Source organism: Streptosporangium canum (assembly GCF_900113865.1).
GTDB classification, from domain to species: Bacteria; Actinomycetota; Actinomycetes; order Streptosporangiales; family Streptosporangiaceae; genus Streptosporangium; species Streptosporangium canum.
This window is the reverse complement of sequence record NZ_FOQY01000003.1, coordinates 239,761-255,329: the sequence shown is the minus strand read 5'-3', so window position 1 is coordinate 255,329 and position 15,569 is coordinate 239,761. Positions and strand designations below refer to the sequence as shown.

The window sequence follows — 15,569 nt, the reverse complement described above, 5'->3', positions numbered from 1 at the left end:
GAAGAGAGATGGCGGAGCTTACGATCCGGCCGGACGAGATCCGGGACGCGCTTGAGCGCTTCGTCCAGGCGTACGAGCCGGAAGGCGCCGCGCGCGAGGAGATCGGGACCGTCGTCGACTGCGGCGACGGTATCGCCCATGTCTCCGGCCTTCCCTCGGCGATGGCGAACGAGCTGCTTGAGTTCGAGGACGGCACGCGTGGCCTGGCACTGAACCTGGACGTCCGGGAGATCGGTGTCGTTGTTCTGGGCGACTTCAGCAAGATCGAAGAGGGCCAGTCGGTCCGCCGGACGGGCGAGGTCCTGTCCGTGCCGGTCGGCGACGCCTTCCTCGGCCGTGTGGTCGACCCGCTGGGCGTTCCGATGGACGGCAAGGGCGCCATCGAGTCCGAGGGCCTGCGCGCCCTTGAGCTCCAGGCCCCGTCCGTGGTCCAGCGCCAGCCGGTGAAGGAGCCGCTGCAGACCGGCCTCAAGGCGGTCGACGCCATGACGCCGATCGGCCGCGGCCAGCGCCAGCTGATCATCGGTGACCGTGGCACCGGCAAGACCGCCATCGCCGTGGACACCATCCTCAACCAGCGGGAGAACTGGCTCTCCGGCGACCCCGACAAGCAGGTTCGCTGCGTCTACGTCGCGGTCGGTCAGAAGGGCTCCACGATCGCCCAGGTCAAGGGCCGCCTTGAGGAGGCGGGCGCGATGGAGTACACCACCATCGTCGCCGCCCCGGCGTCCGACCCGGCCGGTTACAAGTACCTCGCCCCCTATACCGGTTCGGCCATCGGCCAGCACTGGATGTACCAGGGCAAGCACGTCCTCATCGTCTTCGACGACCTGACCAAGCAGGCCGACGCCTACCGCGCCGTCTCGCTGCTGCTGCGCCGCCCGCCGGGCCGTGAGGCCTTCCCCGGTGACGTCTTCTACTTGCACTCCCGTCTCCTGGAGCGCTGTGCGAAGCTCTCCAAGGACATGGGCTCGGGCTCGATGACCGGTCTGCCGATCATCGAGACGAAGGGCAACGACGTCTCGGCGTTCATCCCGACCAACGTCATCTCCATCACCGACGGCCAGTGCTTCCTCGAGACCGACCTGTTCAACTCGGGTGTGCGTCCGGCCATCAACGTCGGTGTCTCCGTCTCCCGAGTCGGCGGCTCCGCGCAGGTCAAGGCGATGCGGAAGGTCGCCGGCACGCTGCGCCTGTCGCTGTCGCAGTTCCGTGACCTGGAGGCCTTCGCCTCCTTCGCCTCCGACCTGGACGCGGCCTCCCGTGCCCAGCTGGAGCGCGGCCAGCGCCTGGTCGAGCTGCTCAAGCAGGCCCAGTACAGCCCGCTCCCGGTCGAGAAGCAGGTCGTGTCGGTCTGGGCGGGCACCACCGGTGAGCTCGACGACGTCCCGGTCGAGGACATCCGCCGCTTCGAGGCGGACTTCCACGACTACCTCTCGCGCGAGAGCAAGGGCATCTTCGACAGCATCCGCGAGACGAAGGAGCTGTCGGACGACACGGTCACCGCTCTCAAGGACGCCATCACCGAGTTCAAGAAGTCCTTCGAGACCTCTTCGGGCGAGCTGCTGGTCAACGAGGAGCCGGTCGCGGCGCTCGCCGCCGGTGAGGTCGGCCAGGAGAAGATCACCAAGCACGTCCGTACGGCTGAGAAGAAGTAGCCGATGGGTGCCCAGCTAAGACTGCTGCGGCGGCGGATCAAGTCGGTCAGGTCCACGGCGAAGATCACGCGTGCCCAGGAGCTCATCGCTTCGTCGCGCATCGTGAAGGCGCAGCAGCGGATGCAGGCGGCCGTGCCGTACGAGCGCGAGATCACTCGCGCCGTCACGGGCGTCGTCAGCAACACCAGCAGCGTCGACCATCCGCTGACCGTGGCCAAGGAGCGGCCCAGCAAGGCGGCCGTGCTCATCGTCACCAGCGACCGCGGGTTCTGCGGCGGCTTCAACGCGAACATCCTGCGTGAGGCCGAGGCCCTCGGCTCCCTGCTGCGGGGGAAGGGCATCGAGCCCGTCCCCTTCGTGGTGGGCCGTAAGGGCATCACCTGGCACACCTTCCGTGGCCGCGAGATGGGCGGGCAGTGGGACGGGTTCTCCGACAGCCCCTCCTACTCCAACGCCAAGGAGATCGCGGACACGCTGATCCAGACGTTCTCGGCCGAGGACGGCGTGGACGAGATCCACATCGTCTCCACCGAGTTCGTGTCCATGCTCACCCAAGAGGTAACGGTGAAGCGCATCCTGCCGCTGGAGGTCGAGGAGACCTCCGAGAAGCCGGACACGCCGCTGCCGTACTTCGAGTTCGAGCCCAGCGCCGGCGCCGTGCTCGACTCACTGCTGCCGCGCTATGTGGAGTCGCGCATCTTCAGCGCGCTGCTCCAGTCGGCAGCCTCGGAGCACGCTTCGCGCCGCCGGGCCATGAAGTCGGCGACCGACAACGCCAACGAGCTGATCCGCGTGTTCACCATGCAGATGAACCAGGCTCGCCAGGCCGAGATCACCCAGGAAATCAGCGAGATCGTCGGTGGCGCGAACGCGCTGGCTGACGCCGCAGCGGGGAAAGAGTGAAATGACTGCACAGACTGTTGAGACCGGCGTGGGCCGCGTCGCGCGGGTCACCGGTCCCGTCGTCGACGTGGAGTTCCCCGTCGAGGCGATGCCCGATATCTACAACGCGCTGACGGTCGACGTCACCCTCGGCGAGGAGACCAAGACCCTGACCCTGGAGGTCGCCCAGCACCTGGGTGACAACCTGGTCCGCGCCATCTCCATGCAGCCCACCGATGGCCTGACCCGCGGTGCGGCGGTGGCCGACAGCGGCGCCGCCATCTCCGTCCCGGTCGGCGACGTCGTCAAGGGCCACGTGTGGAGCACCCTTGGCGAGTCGCTGGACGTGCCGACCGCGTCGCTCAAGATCGAGGAGCGCTGGGGCATCCACCGCCCGTCGCCCGCCTTCGACACCCTTGAGTCGCGCACCGAGATGCTGCCCACCGGCATCAAGGTCATCGACCTGCTCACCCCGTACGTCAAGGGTGGGAAGATCGGTCTGTTCGGTGGCGCCGGTGTCGGCAAGACCGTTCTGATCCAGGAGATGATCCGCCGGGTCGCGCTGAAGTTCTCGGGCACCTCGGTGTTCGCGGGCGTCGGCGAGCGTACCCGTGAGGGCAACGACCTCTGGCTGGAGATGGACGAGGCCGGCGTCCTCAAGGACACCGCGCTCGTCTTCGGCCAGATGGACGAGCCGCCGGGCACGCGTCTGCGCGTCGCGCTCTCCGCCCTCACCATGGCGGAATACTTCCGTGACGTGCAGAAGCAGGACGTGCTTCTGTTCATCGACAACATCTTCCGGTTCACCCAGGCCGGTTCCGAGGTCTCCACCCTGCTCGGCCGCATGCCGTCCGCGGTGGGTTACCAGCCGACCCTGGCCGACGAGATGGGTGTCCTCCAGGAGCGCATCACCTCGACCCGCGGTCACTCGATCACCTCGATGCAGGCGATCTACGTCCCCGCGGACGACATCACCGACCCGGCCCCGCACAACGCGTTCGCGCACCTCGACGCGCAGACCGTGCTGTCCCGGCCGATCTCGGAGAAGGGCATCTACCCCGCGGTGGACCCGCTCGACTCCACCTCGCGGATCCTCGACCCGCTCATCCTGGGCGAGGAGCACTACCGCGTCGCCCAGGAGACCAAGCGGATCCTGCAGAAGTACAAGGAACTGCAGGACATCATCGCGATCCTCGGTATCGACGAGCTGTCCGAAGAGGACAAGGTCACCGTCCAGCGGGCCCGCCGTATCGAGCGCTTCCTCTCCCACCCGATGTACGCCGCCGAGGCGTTCACCGGCCAGCCGGGTGAGTTCGTGCCGCTGGACGAGACGATCGCCTCGTTCAAGGGTCTGTGCGCCGGCGAGTACGACCACCTGCCCGAGCAGGCGTTCTTCATGGTCGGTGGCATCGAGCAGGCCATCGCCAAGGCCAAGGACCTCGCCCGCTAGTCGCCTTCGGCACCGGTACGGCATGAGCCGTACCGGTGCCTGGTTCGAAAGGAACTGGAGAGAACGTGGCGAAGCTGCGAGTAGGCGTCGTCTCGCCGGAGCGTGAGATCTGGTCCGGCGAGGCCGACATGGTGATTGCCAAGACCATCGACGGCGAGATCGGTATCATGCCTAAGCATGCGCCCGTGCTCGGTGTTCTCGTCGAGGGCGGCGTGCTGACGGTCAAGCGTGGAGGTGGCGAGAGCGACCTCATCGCCGCGGTCCACGGAGGGTTCCTCTCGGTGGCCGATGACGAGGTGTCGATCCTGGCCGAAATGGCCGAGCTCGGCTCCGAGGTCGACGTCGCCGCGGCGAAGGACGCGCTTCAGCGCGCGCAGGCCTCGATCGAGGCCAACCAGGAGGACGCGGACGCCGCCCTCGCGGCCAAGCGTGCCAGGGCCCGGTTGCGCGCGGCCGGCGAGGAAGTCGGATAAATTCTGCTTCTGAGCGGTACGGCTTTTTGGGGGCGGCAGGCATGGTGCTGGACGTACTCATCGTGGTGGCGCTTCTCGTCGCCCTCCTTGCCTCCCGCGTGCTGATCCTGACCCGTTCCCGGGGCTCGGTGCTGTGTTGCCTGCGCCCGACGTCGAGGGAACGGGGCTGGCGTGTGGGGGTAGCCCGCTACGCCGACGGCCAGCTCAACTGGATTCCACTCATAGGTCTGCTTCCAAGGCCGCGCCACGTGATCGTGAGGCGCGGCCTTGTGGTTTCCGGACGTCGCAGAATCGGGTCCGGCGAGTTCTACGGGTTCATCGAGGGCATGACGGCGCTGGAGTGCCGGAACGGGCAGAGCGCTTTCGAGCTCGCCATGGGATATCGCGCCCTTACGGGTTTCGTCGCCTGGCTGGAGTCCGCCCCGCCCGGCGCCTATCTCGACGTCTCCTGACCTTCCCGGCGGACCACGCGTTCCCCTCCGTCCTCACTGCCGGCCCAGGGAGCGGCGGATGTTCCCCAGCTCCTCGCGGAGGTCGTCCCAGGGGAACACGCCGGACTCCGGAGCGACGGAGTCCGGCGCGGGAAGCCGGTCGAGATCGAGGATGACCTTCACCCCCCACTTCCGCAGGGTGGCGACGCTGCCGGCGAAAGCGGGGTGGCGCGCCAGGGCCGCGTTCGGCCAGGGGGCGGACACGATCGGCAGCCCGAGGCCGAGGGCCTCGTTGAGCAGGCCGAGCGCCAGGGTGTCGCTGATGCCCGCCGCCCACTTGTTGGTCGTGTTGAACGTCGCGGGGACGACCGCCATGGCGTCGGCGGGCGGCAGGACGTCGGGTTCCTCCGGCCGCTTGTAGTCGCTCCTGACCGGGTGGCCGGTGAGTTCGGCGAGCCGGGCGGCGTCGACGAACTTCGTCCCCGACGGTGTCGTGACCACGCACACCGTCCAGCCTCCGGCCTGCGCGTGCGTGACGAAGCCGGCCAGCTCGCCCGCGGGACGTCCGCCGCACGCGATCACGTACAGCACCGGGTTTCCGTCGACCATGTGGGGCCTCGCGTTTCTGGGGGAGTCTCCCGGGCTAGCGGGTGCCGCCGGGCTTCCAGAGGATCTCGTCGCCGTGGGCGGCGACCCGGCAGAGGATGAACATCAGGTCGCTCAGCCGGTTGAGATACTTCGCGGTCAGCGGGTTGACGTCGTCGTGCGCCTCCAGGGCCGACCAGGTGGTCCGTTCGGCCCGCCGGGTCACCGTCCTGGCCACGTGGAGCTGGGCGACGGCCGGGGTGCCGCCCGGCAGGATGAAGCTGCGCAGCGGCTTGAGCCGCCCGTTGAACTCGTCGCACCGCGCCTCCAGCCACTCGACGTAGGAGGGCTCGACGCGCAGCGGCGGGAACTCGGGGGCCTCCACCACCGGGGTGCACAGGTCGGCGCCCACGTCGAACAGCTCGTTCTGGATCCGGACGAGGACCGCGGCGATGTCCTCGTCGAGGGAACCCATGGCCAGGGCCACGCCGATCGCCGCGTTGGCCTCCTCCACGTCCGCGTACGCGGCCAGGCGGGAGTCGGTCTTGCGGGTGCGGCTCATGTCGCCGAGCGCGGTCGTGCCGTCGTCACCGGTCCGCGTGTAGATCTTGGAGAGCACCACCGGCTCGTCCCTGTCAGCTCTCGTCATGTGGCCCAGCGTATCGGTCAGGAAAATCATCAAGATTGCCCCGATAGTGGACAATATGATTTACCGATGGCTTCTGGTTTTTACCTGCGATTCCCTCACATCTCCCGCGAGACGCTGACGTTCGTCGCCGACGACGACGTCTGGGCGGCTCCCGCGGCCGGAGGACGGGCCTGGCGCCTCTCCTCGGACCGGGCGCCCGCCGGCCACCCCCACCTGTCCCCGGACGCCACGAAGGTCGCCTGGACCAGCGTCCGCGACGGTGCCCCGGAGGTGTTCCTGGCCGACCTGGAATCCGGCTCCGCCGAGCGGCTGACCTACTGGGGCGACCGCCGGACCCGCACGCGCGGCTGGACGCCGGACGGCAGGGTGCTCGCGATCAGCGCGACCGGCCAGCCGTTCGCCTCGCGGAGCTGGGCCTACGCCCTGGGCGACGGCCGGGTCGAGCGGCTGCCGTACGGTCCCGTCACCGATCTGTCGGTCACCGGCGACGCGGTGGCGCTGCTCACGGCCTCCCTCGCCCGTGATCCGGGCACCTGGAAGCGCTACCGGGGCGGTACGGCGGGGCGCCTGTGGGTCCAGCGGGCGGGAGGCGACTTCACCCGGCTCCTGGCGGAGGTGAACGGCCACTTCGCCAGCCCGATGCTCGTCGGCGGGCGCCTGGTCTTCCTCTCCGACCACGAGGGGGTCGGCAACCTCTACTCCTGCGCGCTGGACGGCACCGGCCTGCGCCGGCACACCGACCACGACGTCTTCTACGCCCGGCACGCCACCACCGACGGGACCCGGATCGTCTACCAGAACGCCGGTGACCTCTACCTGCTGGACGACCTCGACGCCGAGACCCGCAAGCTCGACGTCACGCTCGGCTCCCCGCTGCGGGGGCGGCAGCCGTACCAGGTCAACGCGGGCCGCAGGCTGCACGATCTGGCCGTGGACGCGACCGGGCGGGCCAGTGCGGTGGAGATCCAGGGCTCGGTGCACTGGATCACCCACCGGGACGGCCCGGCGCGGCAGCTCAGCACCGGCCTGTCGGCGGGGAAACCCCGCATCCTCGGTACGGACCGGGTGGTGTGGGTCTTCGACGACGGGGAGCGGCAGGGCCTGGAGATCGGGCCGGCCAGTGGCGGGGAGAGCCGCAGGATCGCCGCGGGCAAGCTCGGCGAGGTCGGTGACCTGGCCGTCGCGCCCGACGGGAACGCGATCGCGGTGGCCGCCAGGGACGGGCGGCTGCTCCTGGTGGACGTGGCCTCCGGCGAGGTCACCGAGCTCGCCGCCGCCAACGGTGAGATCGAGGGACTGGCCTGGTCACCCGACTCCGCCTGGCTGGCCTGGTCGCACCCGGAGGCCACGCCGCTGCGCCGGATCCGGCTGGCCAGGGTGGTGGACCGGGTCGTCACCGACGTCACCGACGGCCGGTTCGTGGACGTCTCGCCCGCCTTCGCCGGGGACTATCTGGCGTTCCTGTCGCGGCGCGGCTTCGACCCGGTCTACGACGCGCACTCCTTCGACATGTCCTTCCCGTTCGGCTACCGCCCCTACCTGGTACCGCTGGCCGCGGCGACCCCGTCGCCGTTCGCGCCCAGCTCCGACGGCCGGGCCGTCGGCGAACCCGACGACGACGACAAGAAGAAGCGCAAGGACGACGCCGCGATAACCGTCGACCTGGACGGCATCGCCGCCAGGGTCGTGCAGGTGCCGGTGCCCGAGGGGCGCTACTCGGCGCTCCGCGCGGTCAAGGGCGGGTTCGTCTGGCTGCGCGAGCCGCTGGCCGGGGAGCTCGGCGAGGACCGTGACCAGGTGGGGGGCGAGCCTCCCCAGCCCGCGCTGGACCGTTACGACCTGGTCAAGCGCAAGTGCGAGGAAGTGGTCGACAAGCTCGACCGGTACTGGGTGAGCGGTGACGGCACCCAGCTCGTCGTCCGTGACAAGGGCGCGCTCACCGTCCGTCCGGTGACGGGCAAGAACGGCGGGGACGACGCGGCCGTCGACCTGTCGCGGATCCGCGTCACCGCCGACCCGCAGGCCCAGCGGCGGCACGCCTACACCCAGATGGGCCGCCGGATGCGGGCCGACTTCTGGGTCGAGGACATGGCGGACGTCGATTGGGACGCCGTGCTGGAGGAGTACCGGCCGCTGGTGGAGCGCGTCGCGACCGCCGACGACTTCGCCGACCTGCTCTGGGAGGTGCTCGGGGAACTGGGCAGCTCGCACGCCTACGTCGACGCCGCCCCCTGGGGGCACCCCGCGTCCGACTCGGTCGGCCTGCTCGGCGCCGACCTGTCCTGGAACGGCGACGGCCGCTGGCAGGTGGACCGGGTGCTGCCCGGCGAGTCCTCCGACGTGCACGCCCGCTCGCCGCTGGCCGTGCCCGGAGCGGGGATCCAGCCGGGGGAGACGCTGCTGGCGGTCGACGGCCGCCCGGTGCCGCCGCAGGGCCCGGCCTCGCTGCTGGTCGGCGCGGCGGACAAGGCGGTCGAGCTGACCCTGGGCGGCGGGCGGAGGGTGGTCGTCACACCGCTCCGCGACGATCGCCGCCTGCGTTACCAGGACTGGGTGGCCGGGCGCCGGGCGCATGTCCGCGAGCTCGGCGGCGGCCGGGTCGGCTACCTGCACATCCCGGACATGGTCGCCGAGGGCTGGGCGCAGTTCCACCGCGACCTGCGCAGGGAGATGACCTTCGAGGCGCTCGTCGTGGACGTCCGGGGCAACCGGGGCGGCCACACCTCCGAGCTCGTCATCGAGAAGCTGATCCGCCGGGTCATCGCCTGGGACCTGCCCCGGGGCATGACGCCGATCACCTACCCGGAGGACGCTCCGCGCGGCCCGCTGGTCGCGGTCACCGACCAGGACGCCGGATCCGACGGCGACATCGTCACCGCCGCATTCAAGATCCACAAGCTCGGGCCGGTGGTCGGCACCCGCACCTGGGGCGGCGTCATCGGCATCGAGGGCGGTCACCGCCTGGTCGACGGGTCGCACATCACGGTGCCCCGGTACTCGTTCTGGTTCGAGGGGCTCGGCTGGGGCGTGGAGAACTACGGCGTCGATCCGGACGTCGAGGTGGACATCACCCCCGATGACTGGGCCGCCGGCCGGGACCCGCAGATCGAGGAGGCGGTACGGCTCGCGCTGGCCGCACTCGACGAGCGGCCCGCGGCGTCCCCGCCCGACCCCGCCACCCGCCCCTCCCGCCGCCGCCCGGCACTGCCGCCCCGCCCGTAGGTGACATTTGTCATCCCATGGAGCTGAAAGCGTCATCCCGCTGACCTGAAAGATCCGTAGCACGTCGGTGATATCGGCGACTACCTGCTAAAACGCCGTAAGGCGAGGATTGTCCGCATGAGAACACCACAGCTTGCGGACGCGACCGGCACCGGGACCGCCGGCCTCGGGAACGTGATCGAGGTCGGCGGTCTCCGGCAGAAGTACGGCGACTTCGAGGCCGTACGCGGCATCTCCTTCACCGTCCCGAGGGGCGAGCTGTTCGCCCTGCTCGGCACCAACGGCGCGGGCAAGACCACCACGATGGAGGTCCTGGAGGGCTTCGCCCCCGCCACCGACGGCACGGTCCGGGTGCTCGGCCTCGATCCGGTCAGGCAGCACCGCGAGCTGCGGCCCCGCGTCGGGATCATGCTGCAGGAGGGGGGTTTCCTCGGCGACCTCACCGTGGCCGAGACCGTGGACCTGTGGAGGGGGCTGAGCGAGGACGCCGGCCGTCCGGTCACACTGTCCGGCGGCACCGAGCTGCCCGGGAGCCTCACCCTGTTCGGCCGGGTCCGGGGCGTGGGCCGGGCGACCATGGGGGCGCTGGAGCTGGTCGGCCTGGAGAGCAAGGCCAGGACCAAGGTCCGGCAGCTCTCCGGCGGCCAGAAGCGCAGGCTCGACCTCGCGCTCGCGGTGCTCTCGCGGCCGGAGGTGCTCTTCCTGGACGAGCCGACCACCGGGATGGACCCCGAGGCCCGCCGTACCACCTGGCAGGTGATCGAGGACCTGCGGGCCGGCGGCACCACGGTGCTGCTCACCACGCACTACCTGGAGGAGGCCGAGCGCCTCGCCAGCAGGCTGGCCATCATGCATGAGGGCCTCATCCACACCTACGGGACGGTCGAGGAGGTGGTGGCCGGCTCCGGCGACACCATCGCCTTCCGGCTCCCCGGCACCACCTGGTCCTTCGGCGACCTGCCCGCCCCGGACGGCGTCACCCCCACGCTGACCTACGCCGACGGCGGCACCGAGGTCGTCTACGCCATCGCCGGCGGACAGCCCGAGACCCGCGCGCACGCCGCGCTCCGGCCGCTGCTGGCCTGGGCCGACGAGCACGGCGAGGTCCTGGAGCGGCTCGCCGTACGCCGGGGGACCCTGGAGGACGCCTTCATGCGCGTGGTGGGAGAGCGGCGATGAGAAGGAGCGGTGCCGGCGCGGCCGCCGGCGGGGAGCGCGTGGTCATGGGGCGGACGGAGTGGATGAGGAGTGGTGAGTGATATGAGGACCGACGTTCTGCACGCCGTACGGCTGGCGAGGCTCGACCTGACGCTGGTGGCCAGGAACACCACAGTGATGTTCAACGTGCTGCTGCTGCCGCTCCTGATGGCCTGGATGTTCACCCAGACCCAGACAGGCGCGGACATCGCCGGGGTGTCCGGGGAGCTTTTCGTGCTGACCGGGGTGCCCGGCCTGATGCTGGGGTTCGCGGTCTTCATCAACCTGGTCAACTCCTTCACGGCCCGGCGTGAGGAGCTGGTGCTCAAGCGGCTGCGCGGGGGCCAGCCGTCCGGGCCGGCGGTCCTCGGCGGCGCCGCTCTCGGCGCGCTCGCGCTCTTCCTCGGCCAGGTGGTGCTGCTGGCGATCTGGATGCACCGGACCGACGGGGTCATGCCGGCCAACGTGCCGCTGCTGCTGGTCGTGGCCGTCCTGGGGGTCGCGCTGTTCGGCCTGCTGGCCGCCGCCTTCTCCGGGATCACGCCCAACGCCGAGCTGGCCCAGATCACGGTCCTGCCGGTGATCATGGTCATGATGATCGGCGCGCCGGTGGCCTACCCCGCCGACGTGCTGCCCGGCCCGCTGGGGGTGGTCTCCAACCTGCTCCCGGTGACGCCGGTCGTGGAGATCATGCGTACGGCCTTCCTCGGCGCCGACCACGTCTCCGGGAGCGGTGCGGCGCTGGGCATGGCCGGGCAGTGGGTGGCCGCGCTGCCCTCGCTCGGGATCCTGCTGGCCTGGGTCGCGGTGGCGGCCCTGCTGGCCAGGTGGCTGTTCCGGTGGGAGCCCCGGCACGGATAACGTTCATCACGAAATGTCAATAAAAGCTGATGAAAGTGGGACGGGGCGCTTCAGGCGCTCCGTCCTCCGCGTGTTCCCCCGGCGCAGGAAGCGCACCGCCGTCGAGCGGCTCCGCCGGTTGACCGTCTGGTCGCTGGTCACCGGCCTGTTACTGGTCTGGCTCGGCGTCGTCGGCGGGCTCGGCGAGGACCGGTTCGGCGCCCCCGGCGGGATCGCCGAGGACAGGGGGGCGGGCCTCCTCGTCCTCGTCCTCGGGCTGCTGGGGCTGGTCGCCTTCAGCGTCCTCTACATGAGGATGGTGAAGGCGGCCGTCGCGGGGACCTCGGCCAACCGTGAGATCGTGGCCTCGGCCGTGCTCGCGGTCGTCCTGCTGCTGACCCAGGAGCACCAGCTGTGGACCTGGGGGCTGATCGCGCCGGCCTGGGCGGCGGGCGCGGCGCTGCTGCTGAGCAGGACGGGCACGTTCTTCGCCGGCCTTGGCGCCGCCGCGGTCGCCCTGCTTCTCGCCCCGTCCGACGACGGCTCCGGTTCGATCATCGGACGCGCGCTGGCCGCGCCGCAGCCGGGCGAGGATTCGGCCACCCTCACCGGAGCCCTCACCGGCGCCTTCATCGGGGCCACCCTGGCGCTGCCCTGCGCGAACCGGTTGCAGCTCTGGTTCTGGGAGGTCGTCAGGCTGGCGGAGGAGGGCAAGGAGGCCCAGGCCCGGCTGGCAGTCACCGAGGAGCGGCTCCGCTTCTCGCGTGACCTGCACGACCTGGTCGGGCACAGCCTGTCCGCGATCGCGGTCAAGAGCGAGGTGGCCGTCAAGCTGTCGAAGGTGGACGCCGAGCGGGCCGCCGGGGAGATGGAGGAGGTCCGGGGGCTGGCACGGGAGACGCTGAAGGAGATCCGCTCGGCGGTGCGCGGCTATCGGACGGTCGACCTCGACGCCGAACTGCGCAGCATGACCGCGGTGCTGGAGGCCGACGGCATCCGCTGCACGCTGGAGACCCCCGGGGAGCCGGTGCCCGAGGAGCTGGGCACGCTGCTGGCCTGGGTGGTCCGCGAGGGCACCACCAACGTGCTGCGGCACAGCTCGGCGACCCGGTGCCGGATCACGATCGCGCTCCGCGACGGCGTGGCCGCGCTGGAGATGGTCAACGACGGTGTGACCGGGCTGGACGGGCGCGGCGGCACCGGCCTCATCGGGCTGTCGGAGCGGGTGGCCGCCGCGGGCGGCGCCGTCGCCGCCGGGGCCGGCGGTGCGGGAGAGTTCAGGTTGCGGGCGACGGTCCCGCTGGAGGGAGTCAGATGATCCGGGTGCTGCTGGCCGACGACGAGCATCTCATCCGCGGGGCGATCGCCACGCTGCTCGGCCTGGAGCCGGACATCGAGGTGGTGGCCCAGGTCGCCAGGGGCGACCTGGTGGCGCAGGCCGTATGGGATCACCGGCCCGATGTGATCGTGCTGGACATCGAGATGCCCGGGATGGACGGGCTGACCGTGGCCGAGACGCTGCCCGGCCACGCGGTGCTGATGCTGAGCAGTTTCGGGCGTCCCGGATACCTGCGAAGGGCGCTCGCGGCGGGGGTGCGCGGCTTCATCCCCAAGGACGCCTCCTCCGACGAACTGGCGACGGCGATCCGTAAGGTAAACTCCGGCGGACGCTATCTGGACCCGGAGATGGCGGCCTCGGCGATGATGGCGGGGGAGAGCCCGCTCACCGAGCGTGAGCGCGCCGCCCTGACCCTGGCCTCGCGGGGCGCGTCGGTCGGGGAGATCGCGGTGTCGCTGCACCTCACCGAGGGCACCGTGCGCAACTACCTGTCCAGCGCCATCACCAAGCTGGGCGCCAGTAACCGGATCACCGCCATCCACGCCGCCCAGGAAAAAGGTTGGCTCTAAACAGAGTTTTTTCTCTGCGTTGGGGCAAGGGGAACACATGGTGGCAGCGGACGTGGATCCGGGAGTGCGTGAGATCCGCGCCTTTCCCCGCGTCATGTCATCGGTAAATGCATTGCGTGCCCGCCTGGCGCGGCGCCGCACGGAGATTACGTCCGGTCGCGTCCATCCCGCGGTCCGGTCTGAGGAGGAGGCATGCGCGCCACTGGAAACCCCGGAGCCCAGATGGTCAGTGTCGGCAACCGGCTCGACGTGGGCACCGTCGCCGGAGTGCGTCCGCGACTGCATGACGCGGTCGACTCCGGCCACGGCGATCTGATCGTGGATCTCTCCGGACTGGAGATGATCGACGCCACCGGTCTCGGCGTGCTGGTGGGCACGCACCGCCGCGCGCTGGCCGCGCAACGCCGTCTCATCCTGCGCGGGGTTCCGCCTCGCGTCATGCGTGTGCTGGCGGTGACCCGGCTCAACCGGGTGCTCACCGTCGAACTCTCCATGGCCGCGGTGGCCTGACCCCGGTCACGCGCGTCAGTGCTCCACCGCGCCGCGGAACCGCTCGGGTCCGAGGGCGATCGCGGGCGCTCTCCCCGCCCGGCTCGCCCGGCGGAGGTCACGTCACGAAAGTCCCGGCGGGGCTCACGTGACGAAAGACCGGTAGAAGATGTGCACGGCGGTGCTGATCAGGTGATCGACCGCGGGCGGGTCGTCGGCCAGCACCCACTCGATGAGCAGTTCCTGGATGGCGCCGATCATGCCCAGCGCCAGCAGGCGCTGGTTGGCCTTGGCCGCCCCCGGCAGGTCGAAGACGTTGGCCGCGATGATCTGGCTGAAGGCCGCCACCGCCTGCTGCCGCGACCTGGTGAGGCAGTCGCCCGCCCGGCGCACCTCCAGGTGCATGATCCGGGCACGGCGCCTGTCCTCGGTGACGAAGCCGATGTATCCGGCGATGCCCGCCTCGACCCGGCTGAGCAGCGTGTCCGGGGCCTGCTCGATGGACTTCGACACCGACAGCAGCGTCTCCTGCACACACCTGTCGTGCACCGCCTGCAGTAACTCGTTCCGGCCGGAGAAACACTCGTAGAAGGCACGATTGGAGATGCGGGCCGCGGCGCACAGCTTCTCGATCGTGGTCTCCGGGAAACCGGGGTCGGAGTAGAGCGTGTACGCCGCAGTGATCAAGCGCTCCCGGCGCTCCGCCAGCCGCTCCTCCGCTGACATTCCTCTGTATGATCGTCCATTCATGTCAAGCCTCCGCCGTTAATGCGGACTTGACAAATACTCGCTTTATCACTTCCACCTCATGATCCTGGCCCCCAGAATCCACCATTATGGGTGCAAGATCCTTTTTGCGGAAGAGTAAGTGTGCTATCGCTTCCGTCTTCCATGCAAGAAGGTGACAAGCCTGACTAGTCGGTCAAGTTCCTTCTGGCCGCGAGTGAATGAGGTGAGGTTCATTCCGGGCAGTGTGAAGCGCTGCCGCGAGACGGCCTTGGGGCGGGAGAACTCCCGCAGCCCGTCCGCGCCGTGGATGCGGCCGAAGCCGGAGTCGCCCACCCCGCCGAACGGCAGCGAGGGGACCGCGGCGAAGGAGATGATCGAATTGATCGCGGTCATCCCGCCGCGCATCCGGCGCGCGAGCTCCACGTCTACGAAGGGCGCGCGGACCGACTCGGGGCCGCCGAGGACGGCCCTGCCGCCCGCGACCGCGTCCCGGATGTGCCGCCGGATGACGTCGAGCTGGGCCGGCATGGTGATCGGGCCGTAGTCCTCCCCGGCCCTGACCTTCCGGGCCCGCCGGGTCAGCTCCCCCATGAAGTCGTCGTAGACCGCGTCCACCGCGTAGACGCGCTCCACTCCGACGCAGGTCTGGCCCGCGTTGGACAGCGCGCCCCACAGGGCGGCGTCCGCGGCGGCCTCCGGCTTGCCGGTCTCGTCGTGGACGGCGGCGGCGATCCTGGCGAGGTTCCGTGTGATGACGGCCTTGTAGTCGAGAAGCCGCCGCCTGCGCTCGGCCCACCCCAGTCCGGCCCACCAGACGGCGGCGGTCCCGGCCTCCGTCACGGCCGCGCGCACGGCCGCCGCGTCCTGGATCGGGTGGGTGCCGACGACGGCGCCCGTGGCCGGATCGAGGGAGTCGAAGGTGAGCCGGCCGGTCGCCGTGGTCATGATGGCCTCCTGCTGTGCCGTGGCGGATGCCCGAGGGCGGAGGGCATGGCGTCCGCGGCGGCTCCCGCGGGGGCGGCGGGCCGAACGGGCGCGGTCCGCCCACGATAGTCC

At 70.4% G+C, this 15,569-nt stretch carries 15 protein-coding genes; 11 read left to right on the top strand and 4 right to left on the bottom strand.

Annotated features, from left to right (window positions below; translation table 11 throughout):
* The first annotated feature begins 8 nt into the window (after positions 1-8).
* From atpA to BM085_RS05815, 5 genes are all read left to right on the top strand, one after another.
* Positions 9-1,658 carry a F0F1 ATP synthase subunit alpha gene (atpA, locus tag BM085_RS05835; protein WP_086570271.1) on the top strand — a complete coding sequence of 550 codons (1,650 nt, stop codon included), beginning with the start codon at positions 9-11 and terminating at the stop codon, positions 1,656-1,658.
* 3 nt (positions 1,659-1,661) lie between these two features.
* The gene (locus tag BM085_RS05830; RefSeq protein WP_086570273.1) at positions 1,662-2,561 is read left to right on the top strand and encodes a F0F1 ATP synthase subunit gamma; all 900 of its coding nucleotides are present in this window, start codon (positions 1,662-1,664) and stop codon (positions 2,559-2,561) included.
* A 1-nt stretch (position 2,562) separates the two neighbouring features.
* Positions 2,563-3,990 carry a F0F1 ATP synthase subunit beta gene (gene atpD / locus BM085_RS05825; protein ID WP_093885982.1) on the top strand — a complete coding sequence of 476 codons (1,428 nt, stop codon included), beginning with the start codon at positions 2,563-2,565 and terminating at the stop codon, positions 3,988-3,990.
* Positions 3,991-4,055: 65 nt separating this feature from the next.
* Positions 4,056-4,463 carry a F0F1 ATP synthase subunit epsilon gene (locus tag BM085_RS05820; RefSeq protein WP_093885981.1) on the top strand — a complete coding sequence of 136 codons (408 nt, stop codon included), beginning with the start codon at positions 4,056-4,058 and terminating at the stop codon, positions 4,461-4,463.
* Positions 4,464-4,504: 41 nt separating this feature from the next.
* The gene (locus BM085_RS05815; protein WP_093885980.1) at positions 4,505-4,915 is read left to right on the top strand and encodes a DUF2550 domain-containing protein; all 411 of its coding nucleotides are present in this window, start codon (positions 4,505-4,507) and stop codon (positions 4,913-4,915) included.
* A 33-nt stretch (positions 4,916-4,948) separates the two neighbouring features.
* Here the strand turns inward: BM085_RS05815 and BM085_RS05810 are convergent, their stop codons facing one another.
* The gene (locus tag BM085_RS05810; protein ID WP_093885979.1) at positions 4,949-5,503 is read right to left on the bottom strand and encodes a flavoprotein; all 555 of its coding nucleotides are present in this window, start codon (positions 5,501-5,503) and stop codon (positions 4,949-4,951) included.
* 34 nt (positions 5,504-5,537) lie between these two features.
* Complete coding sequence (locus BM085_RS05805) at positions 5,538-6,128, bottom strand: cob(I)yrinic acid a,c-diamide adenosyltransferase (RefSeq protein WP_093885978.1); 591 nt, start codon at positions 6,126-6,128, stop codon at positions 5,538-5,540.
* 66 nt (positions 6,129-6,194) lie between these two features.
* On the opposite strand from BM085_RS05805, the gene BM085_RS05800 reads away from it, so the two are divergent.
* The 6 genes from BM085_RS05800 to BM085_RS05775 all read left to right on the top strand — a co-directional run bounded on the left by BM085_RS05800 (position 6,195) and on the right by BM085_RS05775 (position 13,805).
* Entirely contained in the window at positions 6,195-9,350 is a 3,156-nt protein-coding gene (locus BM085_RS05800) for a S41 family peptidase (RefSeq protein WP_093885977.1), read from the top strand.
* A gap of 117 nt (positions 9,351-9,467) precedes the next feature.
* Positions 9,468-10,529 carry an ABC transporter ATP-binding protein gene (locus tag BM085_RS05795; RefSeq protein WP_093885976.1) on the top strand — a complete coding sequence of 354 codons (1,062 nt, stop codon included), beginning with the start codon at positions 9,468-9,470 and terminating at the stop codon, positions 10,527-10,529.
* Positions 10,530-10,610: 81 nt separating this feature from the next.
* On the top strand, positions 10,611-11,408 hold the full coding sequence (locus BM085_RS05790; protein ID WP_093885975.1) for an ABC transporter permease: 798 nt from the start codon (positions 10,611-10,613) through the stop codon (positions 11,406-11,408).
* A gap of 70 nt (positions 11,409-11,478) precedes the next feature.
* Positions 11,479-12,705 (top strand): sensor histidine kinase, encoded by a 1,227-nt coding sequence (locus tag BM085_RS05785; RefSeq protein ID WP_143120814.1) that lies wholly within the window; start codon positions 11,479-11,481, stop codon positions 12,703-12,705.
* Entirely contained in the window at positions 12,702-13,295 is a 594-nt protein-coding gene (locus tag BM085_RS05780; protein WP_093885973.1) for a response regulator transcription factor, read from the top strand. The genes BM085_RS05785 and BM085_RS05780 overlap by 4 nt, the downstream gene beginning before the upstream one ends.
* A 192-nt stretch (positions 13,296-13,487) precedes the next feature.
* Positions 13,488-13,805 (top strand): STAS domain-containing protein, encoded by a 318-nt coding sequence (locus BM085_RS05775; protein WP_093885972.1) that lies wholly within the window; start codon positions 13,488-13,490, stop codon positions 13,803-13,805.
* A 123-nt stretch (positions 13,806-13,928) separates the two neighbouring features.
* Here BM085_RS05775 and BM085_RS05770 read toward each other — a convergent pair whose 3' ends face one another.
* Together BM085_RS05770 and BM085_RS05765 are read right to left on the bottom strand one after the other, a co-directional pair.
* Positions 13,929-14,510: a TetR/AcrR family transcriptional regulator gene (locus tag BM085_RS05770; protein ID WP_245789144.1), complete on the bottom strand. Its 582-nt coding sequence runs from the start codon at positions 14,508-14,510 to the stop codon at positions 13,929-13,931.
* A gap of 147 nt (positions 14,511-14,657) precedes the next feature.
* Complete coding sequence (locus tag BM085_RS05765) at positions 14,658-15,458, bottom strand: aldehyde dehydrogenase family protein (protein ID WP_093885970.1); 801 nt, start codon at positions 15,456-15,458, stop codon at positions 14,658-14,660.
* Positions 15,459-15,569 lie beyond the last annotated feature (111 nt).

Excerpts from the sequence above, each read along its gene's own strand:
- BM085_RS05795 (WP_093885976.1), top strand. The coding sequence starts at position 9,468 with ATGAGAACACCACAGCTTGCGGACGCGACCGGCACCGGGACCGCCGGC.
- BM085_RS05810 (WP_093885979.1), bottom strand. The coding sequence starts at position 5,503 with ATGGTCGACGGAAACCCGGTGCTGTACGTGATCGCGTGCGGCGGACGT.
- BM085_RS05790 (WP_093885975.1), top strand. The coding sequence starts at position 10,611 with ATGAGGACCGACGTTCTGCACGCCGTACGGCTGGCGAGGCTCGACCTG.
- BM085_RS05770 (WP_245789144.1), bottom strand. The coding sequence starts at position 14,510 with ATGTCAGCGGAGGAGCGGCTGGCGGAGCGCCGGGAGCGCTTGATCACT.
- BM085_RS05780 (WP_093885973.1), top strand. The coding sequence starts at position 12,702 with ATGATCCGGGTGCTGCTGGCCGACGACGAGCATCTCATCCGCGGGGCG.
- atpD (WP_093885982.1), top strand. The coding sequence starts at position 2,563 with ATGACTGCACAGACTGTTGAGACCGGCGTGGGCCGCGTCGCGCGGGTC.
- BM085_RS05815 (WP_093885980.1), top strand. The coding sequence starts at position 4,505 with ATGGTGCTGGACGTACTCATCGTGGTGGCGCTTCTCGTCGCCCTCCTT.
- BM085_RS05765 (WP_093885970.1), bottom strand. The coding sequence starts at position 15,458 with ATGACCACGGCGACCGGCCGGCTCACCTTCGACTCCCTCGATCCGGCC.
- BM085_RS05830 (WP_086570273.1), top strand. The coding sequence starts at position 1,662 with ATGGGTGCCCAGCTAAGACTGCTGCGGCGGCGGATCAAGTCGGTCAGG.
- BM085_RS05805 (WP_093885978.1), bottom strand. The coding sequence starts at position 6,128 with ATGACGAGAGCTGACAGGGACGAGCCGGTGGTGCTCTCCAAGATCTAC.
- BM085_RS05775 (WP_093885972.1), top strand. The coding sequence starts at position 13,488 with ATGCGCGCCACTGGAAACCCCGGAGCCCAGATGGTCAGTGTCGGCAAC.
- atpA (WP_086570271.1), top strand. The coding sequence starts at position 9 with ATGGCGGAGCTTACGATCCGGCCGGACGAGATCCGGGACGCGCTTGAG.
- BM085_RS05800 (WP_093885977.1), top strand. The coding sequence starts at position 6,195 with ATGGCTTCTGGTTTTTACCTGCGATTCCCTCACATCTCCCGCGAGACG.